Consider the following 17,486-nt stretch of genomic DNA (forward strand, 5'->3'; position numbering starts at 1 on the left):
AGTGGTCAGACGTTGTAGATGGCGGTCTTGTAGCGGGCCAGGTTCGCCGGGTCGGAGAAGAACCGGATGGTCTGCTCCAGGCCTTCCTGGAGGCTGTGGGCCGGTGCCCAGCCGGTCGCGGCGCGCAGCCGGGAGGCGTCGCAGACCAGCCGCATCACCTCGGACGCGGCGGGCCGGATGCGCTGCGCGTCCTCGCGGACCTCGATGTCGGCCCCCATGAGCTTGCCGACCAGCGTCACCAGGTCGCCGACCGAGATCTCGCCGCCGGTACCGGCGTTGAACGTCCTGCCGACGACCGCCTCGGCGGGAGCGGTGCCCACGGTGAGGAACGCCCGCGCGGTGTCCTTGACGAACAGGAAGTCCCGGGTGGGCCGCAGGTCGCCCAGGGCGATGGTGCGTTCTCCGGCGGCGACCTGTCCGATGACGGTGGGGATCACCGCCCGCATGGACTGGCGCGGCCCGAAGGTGTTGAACGGCCGCAGGGTGACCACCGGGGTGCCGAAGCTGGCGTAGTAGCCGTCGGCGAGCCGGTCGCCGCCCGCCTTGGAGGCGGAGTACGGGGACTGGGTGTTGATCGGGTGGTCCTCGGTGATGGGGACGGTCTGCGCGGTGCCGTACGTCTCGCTGGTGGAGGTGTGCACCATCCTGGGGATGCCGAGCCGGCGCACGGCCTCCAGCACGTTGAGCGTGCCGGTGACGTTGGTGGCCACGTAGCTGTGCGGTGCCTGGTAGGAGTACGGGATCGCGATCAGCGCGGCCAGGTGGTAGACGGCCTCGGTGCCGGTGAGCAGGTGCTGCACCGACCCGGCGTCGCGCACGTCGCCGAGGACGACCTCCACGCTGTCCATCACGTCCTGCGGCAGGGTCTCCAGCCAGCCGTACGACGAGAAGGAGTTGTACTGGGCCATGGCGCGCACCCGGTGGCCCGAGGCGACGAGCGCCTCCACCAGGTGCGAGCCGATGAATCCCTCGGCACCGGTTACTGCGACGGTCGCGGGAGCGGACGAGGTCACGGGATCTGTCTCCTCTGAATCTGGTGAAGCCGGGTCTGATGACGGCGAGTTGGATGGAAGCGGGTTCGATGAAGGCGGGCTCGTTGAAGGCGGGCTCGTTGAAGGCGGGCTCGTGAAGGCGGGTTCGATGAAGGCGGATCCGGTCGGGGCGGATCCGTGGGGGCCGGGGCGCGTGGGGGGAGTGGTGCCGCGGGTTGTGGTGCCGGGGGCCGCTCAGCGGTGGGCCGTGGCCCGGCCCATCCGGGTGCACGCGACCGCCAGCAGCACCGCCGTCGCGCAGCCGCAGGACGCCAGTTCGGCGGCGGCCGGGCTGAGCGGGCCGGCCGCGTGGGTGCCGTCCGACAGGGCCGCCTCCGCCGCCGCGGCGGCGAGGCAGGCCACGGCGGACGGCCAGGCGATCCCGGCCGCCTGGAGCAGCAGGGCGACCCAGAGCGCCGCGCCGAGGGCGAGCAGCGGCAGCGACGGCACCCCGGTGACCAGCGCGGGCGCGGCGAGCGCCGCCAGGTATCCGGTGAGGCACAGGCCGAGCGCGCCGGCCGCCCGGAGCCGGAAACCGCGGGGGGTCCTGCTGTGCCGCAGGGCGGTGAGCGTCAGGCTCCGGTAGCGGTAGAGCAGCCACTCGGCCACGCCCATGCTGAGCGTCAGCACGACCGCGGCCGGCCGGCCCGCCGCCGGGGCCATCAGCGTCAGCGCCCCGCCGGCGAGGCCGAACAGTCCGTACGGGACGGAGGCGCCGAGCCGGGCGGTGCCCGGTGCCGGGGAGCCTTCGGTGCGCAGCGACCGCACGGTCTCCCGTACCGCCGACAGCACCGCCGCCACGACGGTGGCCAGCAGCAGCACGGCGGCCGGCACCGGGCCGGGGCGCCACAGCGGCAGGCAGGCCGCCCCGGCCGCCGTCGGCACGAGCGCGATCAGCAGGTGCTGCTCGCGCCCCAGCACGAGCAGCACCGTGGCCGCCGCCAGGTAGAGCGACTCCCCCGCCGCGAAGGCCGGGACGGCGCCGGGACCCGAGACGGCCAGTGCGGTCGCCGCCGCCACGGTCACCCCGGCCGGGGCCCCGAGCAGCAGGCAGCGCGCGGCCGCCCGCCGGCCGCCCGCGGCGAGCCGTACGTAGGCGCGGTGGGCCAGACCCTGGTTCCAGGCCCAGGCGACGAGGGCCGAGGCGGCGAGCCCGGTGACCCGTCCCGGCAGCAGTCCCGCGCCCAGCAGGTAGGCCAGTCCCGGCAGGCCGAACAGCATTCCGCGCAGCAGGCACTGCCACGGGCTGGTCCGCCACGGGTCGGGCACCGGTGCGGGGTCCGGGAACCGGCGCGGCACCCGGGCGTACAGCTGCTCCGCCATGTCGAACAGGTCCCGTCGCGCGTAGCGGGTGGTGATCTGTTCGTGCGTCAGCCCGTCGGACTCCAGCACCGCGGCGATCTCGTCCGGGTGAACGGCGGCTCCGCACACGTCGGCGAGCCGTTCGGCGAGTTCGTCGAGCGGGTCGTCGTCCCAGGCCGGCGGCAGCGGCGACGTCGGCAGGCGCAGCAGCAGGGTCGGTTCGTCGTCCAGCCGGTTCACCACGCACCTCCGGCCCGTCGGGCGTGCGGCGCCGGGACCTCGGCGGGGCGGACCGGGTCCTCGCCGGCCGCCAGCGCGCCGTAGATCTCCCGGAAGGAGTCGATGGTGTGCCGGAGGGTGAACTGGTCGATCACCCTCAGCCGGGCGACCTCGCCCATCCGGGCCCGGCGGGCGGGCGCGCGCAGCAGTTCCAGCGCCGCCCGCGCCATCGCCTCCGGTTCCCTCGGCGGTACGACGAGTCCGGCGTCGCCCACGGCCTCACGGACCCCGCCGACGTCGGTGGAGACGGTGGCCCGGCCGCACGACATGGCCTCGATGAGGGTGAAGGGAAAGCCCTCGCTGATGCTGGAGAGCATGACGACGGTGCCCGCCGCGTAGGCGTCGCGGATGTCCTCGACCCGGCCCTCGAAGGCCACGGCCTCGGCGATGTCCAGCTCCCCGGCGAGGGCTCGGCAGCGTTCCCGGTAGGCCTCGCCGCCCTTGGGTGTGCCGCCGAACAGCCGCAGCCGCACCTCGGGCATCTCCTGGCGGACCAGGGCGAAGGCCCGGATCAGCGTCTCCAGGTCCTTGATGGGGTCGACGCGTCCCGCCCAGGCCAGCGTGGGGATCTCCGGCTCCGGCCCGGCGGGCGGGAAGGCCCCGGGGTCCACGCCGTTGTAGACGGTGCGGATCCTGTCGGGTGCGGTGCCGCCGCGTTCCTCCCAGCGCCGGTTGTAGTGGCTGCCCGGCGTGACCAGCGCGGCGCGGGCGTAGGTCTCCTGCGCCAGCAGCCGGAAGAAGCCGAGGAGCAGCGCCTTCACCGGCCAGGGGTAGCCTCCGGCGCCGTAGCCGAGGTAGCGCTCGCGCAGGTAGACGCCGTGTTCGGTGAGCAGCAGGGGGGTGCCGTGCAGGTGCCGGGCGAGCAGTCCGGGCAGGGCGGCCAGTCCGCCGCTGACGGCGTGGGTGATGCCGTGCCGGGGCGGTACGGCCGCGAGTGGGCGCAGGGCGTGTTCCAGCAGGTCGGTGGCGGTGACCACGTCGTGCATGGTGGGCCGGGCGGCGTGCGTGGGCAGGTGCGGACGGTTCCAGACGGCGGCCAGGGTGCGGATCGCCGCCTCGCTGCGCAGCGCCGCCGTCAGTTCCCCGTACCGGGCGCGTGCCGCGAGGCCGTACAGCCCCTCGGCGAAGCGCTCCCGGGTACCGGGGCCGGCCCGGGTGCCGGTACCCGGGCCGGGGTCGAGGAGGGCCAGCAGGAACATCTCGAAGGTGTCGAGGAAGGTCCGCAGCCGCCGGCCGCGCGGTGCGCGGCCGGCCGGCGTCGGTCCCCAGGTGGGGATGGAGGTCACCTTGCTGACGTGCGCGGGTGTCTCCCAGGTGAGGGACTCGCGGCCGTCACCGGTGACCGCGAGTATCTGGAAGTCCACGTCGGGGATGCCCTGGACCAGCTGGTCGCACCAGACACTCACGCCGCCGTGGCTGTGCGGGTAGGTGCCCTCGGTGAGCATCGTGACGCGTGTCGCGCCGGTGTCGACGGCCGTGACGGCCCTGGCCGTGCCGGACGGCGGGGTGTTCCCGCCGTCCGGCACGGTGCGATCGGTCCCTGCCACGGTCCCCGCATCCTCGTGTCCCCGTGTCCCCTCGGGCCGGTGGGGACGTCTTCGCCCGTCGTGCGGGTCGTGCGCGGTGATCACGGTCAGCGCTTGCGGCGGACGGTGTCGCCGGGGCCCGCCGGGACGGGGGTGGTGACCCCGCCGGGCACCCGCAGCGCCGGCGCCGGTGCGGCCGCCTTCGCGGTGCCGGTGGCGGTGGCGGTGGGAGCCGCGGGCGTGCCCTGCGCGGTCAGTTGCAGGGTGATCGAGCTCTGCAGCAGGCCGGGGGCGGTCCAGCCGGACAGCTGCCCGGCGTAGGCGGTGCCGAAGGCGGTGCTGCCGAGCAGCTGGCTCTGGGTGGTGCCGACGGGCATGGTCGCGGTGGCCTGGGTGCCGCTCGGCGAGGTGATGGTCACCGTGTTGCCGATCCGGTAGGCGGTGACCTGGTTGTTCTTCACCGCGGTGGACCAGGCGGCCCGGTTCTTCAGCTCGGTGCCGATGTCCTTCAGCCGCAGGTTGACCAGCGGCGTGTTGGCGGCGTAGAGGCTGCCGTAGTCGCCCAGGATCTTGTTCAGCACCGGGTAGGCGATGCGGTCCTCGGCGAGGTTCGACTGGTGCATGTACACCGGCCGGGGGTCGTTGGAGAGGGCGTGCCCGAGGGCGATGCGGCTCTCCAGCGGGACGATGTACGACGTGTAGCCGGTCTGGGGGTCCAGCGGGGCGCTCAGGCAGGTGGTGGTCGCGGAGCCCTCGCAGATGCCGCTGCCGCCGTCGGCCTTGCTGGTGTAGATGTAGTTGTACTCGTCGACTTCCTCGGCGGCGTGGCCCGCGTTGTAGTAGACGTTCATCGGGAAGCGCGGCACGGTGAGGGCGGGGCCGACCTGACGCTGCTGCGGGTCCCGGGAGTTGTCGCTGGCCAGCCACTTCACGCCGGTGGAGGTCAGGGACGGGGCCAGGTTGGGGTTGTCGTCGGGCTGCTGCGGGAGCACCTTCATCCCGGAGTGCTCACCGGTGACCAGTTCGGTGTTGTCGAGGGTGAGGCCCTTGCCGCTCGCCCAGGTGCGGTTCTGGGTGATCTGCGAGGTGATGTCGGACTGGCTGACCCACTTGGTCTTTCCGTTCGCGTCGGTGGCGCACTTCCACGGCACCACGCTGACGTCCTGGACGCAGCCGAGGAACGGGTGCTGGTAGGTGTGGTTGACCCAGCGGTAGGCGTTCTTGTCGGCGATGAGCTGGGCCGCCGTCGGGTCGGCGCCGCCGTGCTCGGCCTTGTAGTCCTCGCTGCCGCCGCCGTTGAACACCATGTCCAGGGTGAGGCCGTGGGCGGCGGACCACTGCTTGGCGTACTGGGCGTCCGCCGCGGTCATCCGGATCGGGTCGGGGGTCGCGCCGCCGCCCGGGGTGCAGTCGACGTCTCCGGGCGTGCAGTTGAGCGTGGTGTTCCACCGGTCGTCGGCGAGGAAGACGTCGTCGACGTGGACCGCGAAGTAGTTGCGGTCGGCGCCCAGGTGGATGCCCTGGGTCAGCCACTCGACGATGCCCCGGGTCAGCAGCCGGTACTGCTCCTGGTACTGGTTGTAGACGAAGTTGACGACCAGTTCCCGGCGTCCGTCGTGGGCGTACTCGCCGACGAGTGATCCGCGCGCGCTGCTGCCGGGGATCGGGGCGTCCACGTAGCTGGTGAACGTGGCGCCGGCCTGCTGCTGGGCGAGCGGCACGGCCAGGTAGCCGTAGCTCTCGGCCACGTCGGGCGCGTTGTCCTCGAAAGGAACGTTCCCTCCCAGGTAGCCGAAGGGTCCGGCCTTGCCGGCGGACGTCACCTGGCCGGTCATGCCGTCGAGCGAGCCGATGTACCCGGGCGACTGCGCGTAGTTGAGCCCGACCTCGGGTCTGGCGTAGGTGTAGGCGTCGGCCTGCCGGATGCCGAAGGTCTGCTCGAAGGCCGTGAGGGCCGCCATCTCGGCGGAGCCGGCTCCGAACGGGTTGTCGTTCGGCAGCACGACGGCCTGGTACTTGGCCCTGGGCCGGCCGCTGACGGTGTCGCTGAGGAAGGCGGCGTTGATCTGCGGCCGCCCGCTGTCGGCCAGGTTCACCCTGGTGTACGGGGTACCCGCCGAGTCCAGTTCGGCGGTGATGGCTCCGGTGGCCGGGCCTCCGTCGTCGACGACGAGCACCTTCAGGTCGATCCTCGGGTCCGGCGTGGCCGCCTTCGCCGTTATGGGCGACGTGACGAGTGCGAGCGCGGCGGCGCTGCCGCACACACCGGCTTTCAACAGCATGGAACGCATGACGAACTCCCCCCAGCGCCGCGGTTCGACGCGGCGCGGCATGACACAGATCGGATACGGATCAAAAAGCGATAGGAATTGCGCAGGTCCGCCTACGTGCGAACACGACCGTGCCGCCGGCGAATACGACCGCGCATACGTGAATCCCCCGATTCCCGCTCCCCCATCGCCCAGAGGTATATCACCTCCCGATCCGCCGCCGGGAATTCCCGCCGGCCCCTTCGGAGGCGCGGAAGACGGGGTCCGAAGAAATCGCGCAGTGTGCGATTAACCCTCGCCGAATGAATAAATGATCAAAGACATGCGCAGCTCAGGGCGCGTTCGACACGGGAGGGGTGCGCCGGTGAATGCGCCGGCGAATGCGCCGGAGCCGCGCCGGGACTTCACGGAACGGCCGGAAATCGGATCACCCGATGGTGCGATTCCATCGGGTCCGTCGTGCGGATAATCCCCGCATCCGCTAAACGACCGCACGCGGCCGCCGCGTCCGGTGCGCGGGCACGCACGGGCACCGGCCCGTGGTCCGGCGGCGGACATGCCGCTGCCGGGGGCGCGACGCACCCCCGGCAGCCGTGACGACCCCGGTGACCCCGGTGACCCCGGTCAGGACGAGGCGCGGATCACCAGTTCGGTGGGGAGCACCGCGTGGCGGCGCTCGGTGACCCGGGCCGTGGCCGGACGGCGGTCGGCGATCTCCGCCAGCAGCAGGTCGATCATCGCCCGGCCCATCTCCTCTATGGGCTGGCGGACGCTGGTGAGCGGCGGCTCCATGTGCCGGGCGATCGCCGAGTCGTCGTACCCGACCAGCGCCACGTCGTCCGGGATGCGGCGGCCCGCGCCGCGCAGCACCTGGCGGGCGCCGGCCGCCATCACGTCCGACCCGGCGAAGACCGCGTCCAGGTCCGGATGCCGCTCCAGCAGCACGGACATCGCCCGGCGGCCGCCCTGCTCGGTGAAGTCCCCGGGCTCGACGAGGAGTTCGTCCACCTCGTGGCCCGCGTCCCGGAGCGCCTCGCGGTAGCCGTCGACGCGGCGCTGGGCGCCGTACACGTCCAGCCGGCCGGTGATGTGCGCGATCTTGCCGCGGCCCCGCGACAGCAGGTGCTCCACCGCAGAACGCGCGCCGCCGTAGTTGTCCGAGTCGACGGAGGTCAGCGTCTCCCGAGCCGAACGCGGGCCGCTGATCACCGCCGGGATCTCCAGCTGGGCCAGCAGGTCGGGCAGCGGGTCGTCGGCGTGCACCGAGACCAGCAGCACGCCGTCCACCCGGTGCGCGGCCAGGTACTGGGCGAGCCGCCGCCGCTCGCGGTCGCTGCCCGCGAAGATCAGCAGCAACTGCATCTCGGTGTCGGCGAGTTCGGCGCCGACACCGCTGACCATGTCGGAGAAGTACGGCTCCGCGAAGAACCGGGTCTCCGGCTCGGGGACGACCAAGGCGATCGCGTCGGTGCGGTTGGCCGCGAGGGCGCGCGCGGCGGTGTTCGGCACGTACCCCAGCTCCGCGACGGCCGCCTCGACGGCGGCCCGGGTGGCGTCGCTGACCCGTGGCGAGCCGTTGATCACCCGCGACACCGTGCCGCGGCCCACGCCGGCGCGGACGGCGACCTCCTCCAGGGTCGGCCGCCGCGCGCCCCGCCCCCGTTCGCCCTTCACCGTCATGGTCGCCGCCTTCCGTTCGCAGCCTTCAGGCCAGGAATGTAACAGCCGTGATCCGGCCGTTCCCGGCCCTGTCGTCCCCCCGCAACCGTGCCGGTCAGCCCCGCTCGCCGGCGCCCGGCAGCGCGTTCCGGCGGATCACGTCCGCGTACCAGTGTGCGCTGGCCTTGGGGATGCGCCGCTGGGTGGAGTAGTCGACGTAGACGGCTCCGAACCGCTTCGAGTAGCCGTAGGACCACTCGAAGTTGTCCAGCAGGGACCACAGGAAGTAGCCGCGCACGTCGGCGCCGTCGGCGACCGCCCGGCGGACGGCGTCCAGGTGCGCGTGCACGTAGGCGATCCGCTGCGGGTCGTTGACCAGACCCTCGGGAGAGACGTAGTCGTCGAAGGCCGCGCCGTTCTCGGTGACCATCAGCGGCAGACCCGGGTGGGAGGCGGCCAGGCCGGTGAGCAGGGTGTGCAGGCCGCTCGCGTCGATGGCCCAGTTCATCGCGGTGAGCTGGTCGTTGGCCAGGTGGAAGGCGACGTCCGCGGCGCCCGTCCACGGCGAGTGCTCGCTCGCGCCGTGGCCGTCGTCGCGGGTGCTGGCGCCGCCCTCGGCCGCCGCCGAGACCACCGTCGGGGAGTAGTAGTTGACGCCGAGCAGGTCGATCGGGCGGGAGATCTCCGCCAGGTCGCCGTCGTGCACCAGCTCCGCCCAGTCCACGATCTGCGCGGTGTCGGCGAGCAGGTCCTCGGGGTAGGCGCCGTCCAGGACCGGGCCGGTGAAGATCCGGTTGCCGACCGCGTCGATCCGGCGGGCGGCCTCGGCGTCCGCCGCGCTGTCGCCGAGCGGGCGCACCTGGTGCAGGTTGAGGGTGAGGGAGAGCTGCGCGGTCGACGGCAGGTGCTCCCGGAGCACCCCGACCGCCTTCCCGTGCGCCAGGTTCAGGTGGTGGGCGGCGCGCAGGGTGGCCGCCGGGTCGGTACGGCCGGGGGCGTGCACGCCGGAGCCGTAGCCCAGGAAGGCGCTGCACCAGGGCTCGTTGAGGGTGGTCCACACCCCGACGCGGTCGCCCAGGGCGCGGGCCATGATCTCGGCGTAGTCGGCGAACCGGTGCGCGGTGTCGCGGTGCGGCCAGCCGCCCGCGTCCTCCAGCTCCTGCGGCAGGTCCCAGTGGTAGAGCGTGGCGACGGGGGTGATGCCCGCCTCCAGGAGCCGGTCGGTGAGCCGCCGGTAGAAGTCGAGGCCGCGCTCCACGGCGGGCCCCCGGCCGGTCGGCTGCACCCGCGACCAGGAGACGGAGAACCGGTAGGCCTGCAGCCCCAGGTCCTTCATCAGCGCCACGTCGTCGCCGTAGCGGTGGTAGTGGTCGGCCGCGATGTCACCGGTGTCGCCGTTGCGGACCTTGCCGGGGGTGTGGCTGAAGGTGTCCCAGATCGACGGGGTGCGGCCGTCCTCGGCCGCGGCGCCCTCCACCTGGTAGGCGGCGGTGGCGGCCCCCCAGACGAAACCGGGCGGGAAGGAGGCGTCGGAGGCCGGCTGGGCGCTGGACTCGGTTCGTACGGCGGTCATGGTGAGAACGCTCCCGAAGTGGCGTGGGGAAGGGGTGGGACGGGTGCTGCTGCGGCGGGAACCGGTCGGGGCGCGCACGGCGCCGTCCGGCCGGGTACGGCCCGCGTGCGGGGCGGGCCGTACGGGACGGGACGGGCGGGGCCGGCGCCGGTCAGGACGGGGCCGGCGCCGGCCCGCGGCGGCGTCAGCCCTTGACGGCGCCCGCCATGATGCCGCCGACGATCTGCTTGCCGAAGATCACGAAGACCAGCAGCAGCGGCAGGGTGCTGATCAGCGCCCCGGCCATGACGATGGACTGGTCGGGGGTGTAGGAGGCGCTGAGCTGGCCGAGCGCCACCTGGAGCGTCGGGTTGTCCTGGTTCAGGGCGAGGAAGGGCCAGAAGAAGTCGTTCCACGCCTGGACGAAGGTCAGCATGCCGAGGACCATCATCGCGGGCCGGGCCGCGGGCAGGACCACGTTCCACACGATGCGGATGTTGGTCGCGCCGTCCACCTTGGCCGCCTCGATCAGCTCGTAGGGCAGCGCCTCCAGCAGGTACTGGCGCATGAAGAAGACACCGAAGGCGCCGACCAGGGTCGGGAAGATCACCGACTCCAGCTTTCCGCCCCAGCCGATGTCCGACATCATCATGAACAGCGGGACCACGCTGAGCTGCGGCGGGATCGTCAGGGTCGCGATGACCGCGGTCATCAGCGCGCCCCGGCCGCGGAACCGCATCTTCGCGAACGCGTAGCCGGCCAGCGTGCAGAAGAACAGCGTCGCCGCGGTGATGCATCCCGAGACGATGACGCTGTTGACGATCGCCTTGCCCAGGTGGGCCTGTTCCCAGGCGGTCTGGAGGTTGCTCCACAGCCGGCCGCCCGGCAGGAGCGGCGGCGGGCTGTCGAGGACCCGCTGCTGGTCGTGCGAGGCGGCGACCAGGGTCCAGTACAGCGGGAAGACGGAACCCAGGCCGACGACGACCAGGGCGAGGTAGGTGAGCGGGCCGCCCTTGAGCTGCTGCCCGGCGCCGAGCTTGAGGCGGACGCGGCCGGTGGACGGGGACGCGGCCGGCGGTACCGGGCCGAGGTCAGGCGCGGTCTTGGTGGGGCTGGTCGTGGTCATCGAGGTCGCTCCCGTCAGGCCGCGCTCTTGCGCACGAACCGGCCGACGATCAGGTTGATCAGGGCGATGAGCAGCAGCAGGGCGAGCATGGCCCAGGCCACGGCGGCGGCCGGACCGAGGTGCCCGAGCTTCCAGCCGTAGTTGTAGAGGTAGATGCTGAGGGTCTCGTACTGGTGCTCGCTGCCTCCGGTGGAGCCGAGCGTGCCGCCCTGGAGCAACAGCGGCTCACCGAACAGCTGCATGGAGCCGATCGTCGAGATCACGATGGTGAACAGGATCGTCGGCCGCAGCGAGGGGACGGTCACCTTGCGGAACTGCTGCCAGCGCGTCGCCCCGTCGATGGAGGCCGCCTCGTACAGGTCGGTGGGCACGGCCTGCATGGCCGCCAGGTAGATCAGCGCGTTGTACCCGGTCCAGCGCCAGATCACGATCACCGAGATGGCGATCTTGGAGGTCCACTCGCCGTTGCCCCAGTCGGTGTTGCCGATCCCGACGAAGTGCAGCACCCAGTTCAGGATGCCGCCGTCGGCCCGGAACACCAGCGCGAAGACCAGCGCCGCGGTGGCCACCGAGGTGGCGTACGGGGTGAGGACCACCGTCCGCCAGAACGTGCTGGCGCGCAGCTTGTAGTTGAGCAGGTGGGCCAGGCCGAGGGCCACCAGCAGCTGCGGGACGGTGGAGATGACACCGATCAGGAAGGTGTTGGTGACCGCGGTCCAGAACTCCGAGTCCTGGAGGATCCTGGTGAAGTTGTCGAAGCCGACCCACTCGGACTGGCTGAGGCTCGTCATCTCCACCCGGTGCAGGGCGATCCAGCCCGTGTACAGCAGCGGGTAGAGCCCGAAGGCGCCGAAGACGAGGAAGAACGGGGCGATGTACGCGTACGGGGAAGCCAGGTCGTCGAAGCGCCACAGCCGGCTGCGCCAGGTGCCGCGGCCGTCCGGTGCGGCGGCGGTGCCGCCGGCGGGCGGGGTGGGGGCACCCCGTGTGGGAGTTGTGGTGGCCACGGGGGAGTTCCTTCCTGGAATCACGGCCGGGGGGTGGGCTGGCGACGCCGGGGCGTCCCGCCGGGTCGAAGCCGGGCGGCCGTGCGGGGGGAGCCGCACGGCCGACGCGGCACAGCGCGGTGCGGGCGGCCGCAGGGGCCGCCCGCACCGCGGGTCGTCAGCCGATCACCTTGTCGATCTGGTCGGTCGCGGCCTTCCACGCGTCGGCGGGCTTGGTGCCCCGCTGCTCCATGTTGTTGATCTGCGTGGAGATGGTGTCCTTGATGGTGGCGTCCTTCGGGCCGAGCACCGCCTCGGGGATGGACTTGGCCTCGTCGGCGTAGATCTGGCCGATCGGCGCGTCACTGAAGTACGGGAGCTTCGCGTCCTTCACGCTGGCCAGGTCGTAGGCGCCCTTGTTCGACGGGAAGACGCCGATCGCCTTGAACACCTCGGCCTGCTGCTCCGGCGCGGTCAGCCACTTGACCAGCTCGGCGGCCTCCTTGGCGTGCTTGCCGCTCTTGGGCACGGCCAGGAAGGAGCCGCCCCAGTTGGCCGCGGTCGAACCGGGCGCCTTGGCGATGTCCCACTTGCCCTTGAAGGCGTCACCGGAGTTGGTGGAGATCTGGCCGGCCATCCAGGCGGGGCAGGCCACGGTGGCGACCGTGCCCTTGCGCAGCGCCGCCGTCCAGGCGTCGGTGAACTGCGGCAGGCCCTGGGTCAGCTTCTTGGACGCGGCCTCGGCGGCCAGGTTCCAGCCCTGCTGCACGGAGGGGCTGTCCTTGTAGATCGCCTTGCCGCTGGCGTCGTAGTACTGCTGCGGGGAGGAGCTGACCACCGCGTTGTACATGGCGCTCGCCGAGTCCATGAAGTAGGTGCCCGACGGCGCCTTCTTCTTGAACTGCTCGCCGAGCTTGAGGTAGTCCTCCCAGCCGCCGGCGACGGCCTTGGCGACGGCCTCGCGGTCGGTGGGCAGACCCGCCTGCTTGAAGAGGTCCGTGCGGTAGCACAGGGACATGGGGCCGATGTCGGTACCGGCGCCGATGACCGTGCCGTCCGCGGCGGTGGCCTGCTTCTCCTTCCAGGAGACCCAGTCGTTCACGTCGATGGTCTTGCTCAGGTCGGTGAACTTGGCCGCCTGGGTGTCCACGACCTCCTTGATGCGGCCCACCTCGATACCGGTGACGTCCGCCAGACCGCTGCCCGTGTTCAGCTGCTGGAGCAGCTTCGGGTAGTAGTCCTGCTCGTTGGCGGTCGTCTGCTCCTTCACCGTGATGTTCGGGTGCAGCTTGTGGTACTTGGCGAACAGGTCGGCTTCCTTGTAGCCGAACTGACCGAAGTCGGCGACCGTGAGAGTGATGTTCCCGTTGGAGTCCGAGGCGTCCGAGCCGCTGTCGTCGCTGCAACCGGTCAGCAGCAGGGCCGAGGCCGTCAGGGCCGATGTGGCCAGGACCGCCGCTCTGCGGCCGCTCCTGCCGGTACGGGTGATGCGCATTCCACTACTCCTTGTTCCAGTGGGGAACGGGATCTCAGGAATCAGACCGCCGGGGTCTCGACGGTCCGGACCTGCCCTCTTGGTGCGAGCAGCGGCCGGCCCACCGCACGCGGCGTGCGATGAAAAGGTGCTGGTCAACGAGGTGCGGTGACGACAGAGGGATAGGCCATGAGGTGGTTCGGTCCACACGGGAGAAGCTCCCCCGTCTACCCGTGGGACCGCTCCCACGCGGCATGCCGGAAGACTGGTTCCTGCCGGGCCAGCTGTCAAGACTTGAAAACGGCGTTGTTGCGCAAGCGTGTTCAGCACGTCACGGGAACGTGTCGCGCCGCGGCGGTTCACCCGGCGGACATCGGCGCGTCTCACGGGGGAATCATGCAGGTCACCGGGGTGACGATCCCCTGGCGCCCCAGGCGCCCCACGGACCGACGGGACGGTACGGAGGTTTTCCGGAGCCGGAGCCTCCGCACCGGAACCGCCCGCCGGAAGGTGAACGGTGCCGTCAACTCCGGCCCGCGCCGGGACAGTCGGCACCGGCCCCCGCGGAACGGCGCCCGGCGGGCGGGAACGGCCGGTCACCGCCGGTCCGCCGCGCGCCGACACCCGCCGACCCGGACCGGCCGCCCCCGCGAGGGCTCCCGGCCGAGGACCGCACCGCAGCCCGGGAACCCGAACGGCGGGCCACGCGCACCGGCCGACATCCGGCCAACGCGACCGGGCACACCGACCTGCCGCCTCCCCGCACCCCTCCCGGCGACACCCCTCCCCCGCCTCCCCGCACCTCGCTTCTGCTCGACCCTTTCCGGTGGGAGCGCTCCCATGCATAATGAGGGCCTACCGACTGTGGGAGCGCTTCCATGCCCGAATCGCTGACCGAGAGTTTTCCGCCCGCCTTCCTCTGGGGCGCCGCGACCTCCGCGTACCAGATCGAGGGCGCGGTCCGGGAGGACGGCCGGACGCCGTCCATCTGGGACACCTTCAGCCACACGCCGGGCAGGACGGCCGGTGGTGACACCGGTGACATCGCGGTCGACCACTACCACCGCTACCGCGACGACGTGGCGCTGATGGCGGACCTCGGCCTGAACGCGTACCGGTTCTCGGTCTCCTGGTCACGGGTGCAGCCGACCGGCCGGGGCCCGGCGGTGCAGGTGGGCCTGGACTTCTACCGGCGCCTGGTCGACGAGCTGCTGGCCAAGGGCATCCAGCCCGCGCTCACCCTCTACCACTGGGACCTGCCGCAGGAGCTGGAGGACGCGGGCGGCTGGCCGGAGCGGGACACCGCCTTCCGGTTCGCCGAGTACGCGCGGATCGTCGGCGAGGCGCTCGGCGACCGGGTCGACCTGTGGACCACCCTCAACGAGCCCTGGTGCAGCGCCTTCCTGGGCTACGGCTCCGGCGTGCACGCCCCCGGCCGTACCGACCCGGCCGCCGCCCTGCGCGCCGCGCACCACCTCAACCTCGCGCACGGCCTGGGCGCCACGGCACTGCGCTCGGTGCTGCCGGCCCGCGGCCGTGTCGCCGTCAGCCTCAACTCGTCGGTGGTACGGCCGCTGAGCCAGAGCCCCGCCGACCTGGCGGCGGCCCGGACCATCGACGACCTGGCCAACGGGGTGTTCCACGGCCCGATCCTGCACGGCGCGTATCCCGAGACGCTGCTCGCGGCGACGGCCTCGGTGACGGACTGGTCGTACGTCCTGGACGGCGACCTGGCCACGGCGCGGCAGCCGCTGGACGCCCTCGGCCTCAACTACTACACGCCGGCCCTGGTGTCGGCGGCGTCCGGCACGGCCGGCGGTCCCCGGGCGGACGGGCACGGCGGCGGCGACCACTCGCCCTGGCCGGGCGCCGAGGGCGTCGCCTTCCACCAGACGCCCGGCGAGCGCACCGAGATGGGCTGGACGATCGACCCGGCGGGCCTGTACGAGCTGATCATGCGCTACTCGGCCGAGGCGCCGGGGCTGCCGCTGTACATCACGGAGAACGGCGCGGCCTACGACGACAAGCCCGACCCGGACGGCGCGGTCCACGACCCCGAGCGCATCGCCTACCTGCACGGCCACCTCTCCGCGGTGCGCCGCGCGATCGCCGACGGCGCCCGGGTGCGGGGCTACTACCTGTGGTCCCTGATGGACAACTTCGAGTGGGCGTACGGCTACGGCAAGAGGTTCGGAGCGGTGTACGTCGACTACACGACCCTCACCCGCACCCCGAAGTCGAGCGCCCACTGGTACGCGGAGGCGGCCCGGACGGGAACCCTGCCCCGGCCGGCCTGAGACCGGGGGCGCGGCCTTGGGGGACCGCGCCCCCTTCCGCGTTCCTCCACCGGCCCCGGGCGTCATTCCGCCGTGAACAGCTCCTCGGCGCCGGTGGCGGTGACGGCACGGTCGAACCAGACCCCCAGGGTGTCGAGGTCCTCACAGGCCAGGACCCGCTCACGGTCCGCCTCGGCCACCGCGACGCCCCGGAGATCGAGGATGCGCAGGATGTCCTCGGCCCGCCCCTTGGCCTCACCCTCGATGAGCGTCTCCTCGATGAGGGTGCCGCTGCCCGGGAACCGGGGAGTGTACGTGGCCATCAGATGCCTCCACAGTGCACGGGCCCGAGTGTCCCCCGACCGATACGACCCGAACCTAGCCGCACCCCGGCAGCCGTGCGGGCCGGAGGCCGGGGTTCAGTCCTGGGGGTGAACCTGCCTCCGGCCCGTGCCGGTGGTGCGGTGGGCCGGGCGGTCAGCCGATCGTTGCGAAGGCCTTGGTGAAGGCGTTCTGGGGCTGGGTGATCGAGCTGCACGTGGCGTCGGCGGTGGGCTTGGCGCCGCCCGCGCACTGCTTGTCGCGGGTGGCCGACCACATGGAGAGCCAGCCGATGCCCTTGGACTTGGCGAAGTCCACGAGCTGGGTGGCGTCGTCCACCGTGAAGACCTCGGCGGAGACGTCGTTGACGCCGATCATCGGGGTGACGGCGACCGTCTTCCAGGCGGCCGCGTCGGAGAGGCCGAGGACGCTCTTGACCTGGGCCTGGGTGGCGGTGGCCGCCTGGATGGCGTAGGTGCCCATGTCGCCGTTGTAGGAGGGGCCGTAGTCCATCGCCATGATGTTGACGTTGGCGATCTTCACGCCGTTGGCCTTGGCGTCGGAGAGCAGGTTGACGCCGTCCTGGGTCAGGCCCTCCGGCATGACCGGCAGGGTGAAGGAGACGTCCAGGTCCGGGTGGCTCGCCTGGAGCTTGGCTATCGCCTTGGCGCGGTTGGTGTTGGCCGTGGTGTTGGGCAGCGCGCCGCCCTCCACGTCGAAGTCGACCTTGGTGAGCTTGTAGGCGTCGACGACCTTGCCGTACGCGGTCGCCAGCGCGTCCGCCGAGGAGCAGGTGGTGGCGAGTTCGGAGCCGGAGGCGCCGCCGAAGGAGACCCGGACGTCGCCGCCCTTGGCGCGGAGCGAACCGATCTGGGCGGCCACGCCGTCGCTGGACAGGTCGCTCACCCCGCCCCACTTGGGGGTGCAGCCGCCGCCGTCGGTGACGAACGCGAGGTTGTAGTTCTTCACGCCGGTCGCGTCGGCCGCCGCGAGGAGGTCGAACGCCGGGTAGAGGGAGGTGTCGACGTAGGGCGCGAACGCGGCGGAACCGGTGGTGCCGGACCCCGTGCCGGTACCGGTACCGGTACCCGTGCCCGTGCTCTGCGAGGGGGTCGCGGTGGGGGTCTGCGTCTTCGTCGCCGTGGGGGTGGGCGTGGGGGTCGGGGTGGCGGACTGGGTGGGGCGGCCGCTCGGCTCGGGGGTCGCCGAGCCGTCCGCGGAACAGCTCGCGGAGTCGATACGGCAACCGGTCGGGTCGCCACTGCCGTTGACCACGAAGCCGACGGTGACCGACTCGTCGGCGGCGAGGCCGTCCGTGTCCCACTTCGGCGGCTTCACGGTGACGTGCTGCCCGCTGACCGTGGACTCGGCGTTCCACAGCGAGCTGAGCTTCGCGCCGGCCGGCAGGTCGAACTCCAGCGTCCAGTCCTTCTCGGCGGCACCGCTGTTGTTGGTGACGACGTACTGCGCGGTGTACCCGGTCGACCAGTCGCTGGTCTTGGTGTAGGCGGCGCCGACCCCGGCCGCGTGCGCGATGCCGGTGAACAGGACCGCCCCGCCACCGACCACGGCCGCGGCGACCAGACCGCCTATCGCCTTGTTCCTGCCACTGATGCTGCGCCGGTGCGTGCTCATGCGCGTGCCTGCCTTCGCCTGCCGAATGGGGGGGTGCGGCAGCACGCTA

At 72.2% G+C, this 17,486-nt stretch carries 12 protein-coding genes; 1 reads left to right on the top strand and 11 read right to left on the bottom strand.

Features of this window, described 5'->3' with window-relative positions; translation table 11 throughout:
- Positions 1-5: 5 nt before the first annotated feature.
- The 9 genes from ACIQOE_RS05870 to ACIQOE_RS05910 all read right to left on the bottom strand — a co-directional run bounded on the left by ACIQOE_RS05870 (position 6) and on the right by ACIQOE_RS05910 (position 13,226).
- Positions 6-1,013: an SDR family NAD(P)-dependent oxidoreductase gene (locus ACIQOE_RS05870; RefSeq protein ID WP_351323065.1), complete on the bottom strand. Its 1,008-nt coding sequence runs from the start codon at positions 1,011-1,013 to the stop codon at positions 6-8.
- 213 nt (positions 1,014-1,226) lie between these two features.
- Positions 1,227-2,573 (bottom strand): hypothetical protein, encoded by a 1,347-nt coding sequence (locus tag ACIQOE_RS05875; RefSeq protein WP_401409843.1) that lies wholly within the window; start codon positions 2,571-2,573, stop codon positions 1,227-1,229.
- Entirely contained in the window at positions 2,570-4,057 is a 1,488-nt protein-coding gene (gene pelF / locus ACIQOE_RS05880) for a GT4 family glycosyltransferase PelF (RefSeq protein WP_401410121.1), read from the bottom strand. Before pelF ends, ACIQOE_RS05875 begins: the two co-directional genes overlap by 4 nt.
- A 188-nt stretch (positions 4,058-4,245) precedes the next feature.
- Positions 4,246-6,429 carry a hypothetical protein gene (locus ACIQOE_RS05885; protein ID WP_401409845.1) on the bottom strand — a complete coding sequence of 728 codons (2,184 nt, stop codon included), beginning with the start codon at positions 6,427-6,429 and terminating at the stop codon, positions 4,246-4,248.
- Positions 6,430-7,032: 603 nt separating this feature from the next.
- A complete protein-coding gene (locus ACIQOE_RS05890; protein ID WP_351323062.1) occupies positions 7,033-8,088 on the bottom strand; it encodes a LacI family DNA-binding transcriptional regulator in 1,056 nt (351 codons plus the stop codon).
- A gap of 94 nt (positions 8,089-8,182) precedes the next feature.
- Positions 8,183-9,640, bottom strand: a complete 1,458-nt coding sequence (locus tag ACIQOE_RS05895) for a GH1 family beta-glucosidase (protein ID WP_351323061.1) — start codon at positions 9,638-9,640, stop codon at positions 8,183-8,185.
- Positions 9,641-9,824: 184 nt separating this feature from the next.
- Entirely contained in the window at positions 9,825-10,745 is a 921-nt protein-coding gene (locus tag ACIQOE_RS05900) for a carbohydrate ABC transporter permease (RefSeq protein WP_351323060.1), read from the bottom strand.
- Between the two features lie 14 nt (positions 10,746-10,759).
- The gene (locus ACIQOE_RS05905; protein ID WP_351323059.1) at positions 10,760-11,752 is read right to left on the bottom strand and encodes a sugar ABC transporter permease; all 993 of its coding nucleotides are present in this window, start codon (positions 11,750-11,752) and stop codon (positions 10,760-10,762) included.
- Between the two features lie 157 nt (positions 11,753-11,909).
- On the bottom strand, positions 11,910-13,226 hold the full coding sequence (locus tag ACIQOE_RS05910; protein ID WP_351323058.1) for an extracellular solute-binding protein: 1,317 nt from the start codon (positions 13,224-13,226) through the stop codon (positions 11,910-11,912).
- A gap of 857 nt (positions 13,227-14,083) precedes the next feature.
- Between ACIQOE_RS05910 and ACIQOE_RS05915 the strand changes: the two genes are divergently transcribed.
- Positions 14,084-15,502: a GH1 family beta-glucosidase gene (locus ACIQOE_RS05915; RefSeq protein ID WP_351323057.1), complete on the top strand. Its 1,419-nt coding sequence runs from the start codon at positions 14,084-14,086 to the stop codon at positions 15,500-15,502.
- Positions 15,503-15,564: 62 nt separating this feature from the next.
- Here the strand turns inward: ACIQOE_RS05915 and ACIQOE_RS05920 are convergent, their stop codons facing one another.
- Positions 15,565-15,804 (bottom strand): hypothetical protein, encoded by a 240-nt coding sequence (locus ACIQOE_RS05920; RefSeq protein ID WP_351323056.1) that lies wholly within the window; start codon positions 15,802-15,804, stop codon positions 15,565-15,567.
- A gap of 154 nt (positions 15,805-15,958) precedes the next feature.
- Complete coding sequence (locus ACIQOE_RS05925; RefSeq protein WP_401409849.1) at positions 15,959-17,437, bottom strand: cellulose binding domain-containing protein; 1,479 nt, start codon at positions 17,435-17,437, stop codon at positions 15,959-15,961.
- Positions 17,438-17,486 lie beyond the last annotated feature (49 nt).

Source organism: Streptomyces sp. NPDC091282 (genome assembly GCF_044757385.1).
Lineage (GTDB): Bacteria > Actinomycetota > Actinomycetes > Streptomycetales > Streptomycetaceae > Streptomyces > Streptomyces gramineus.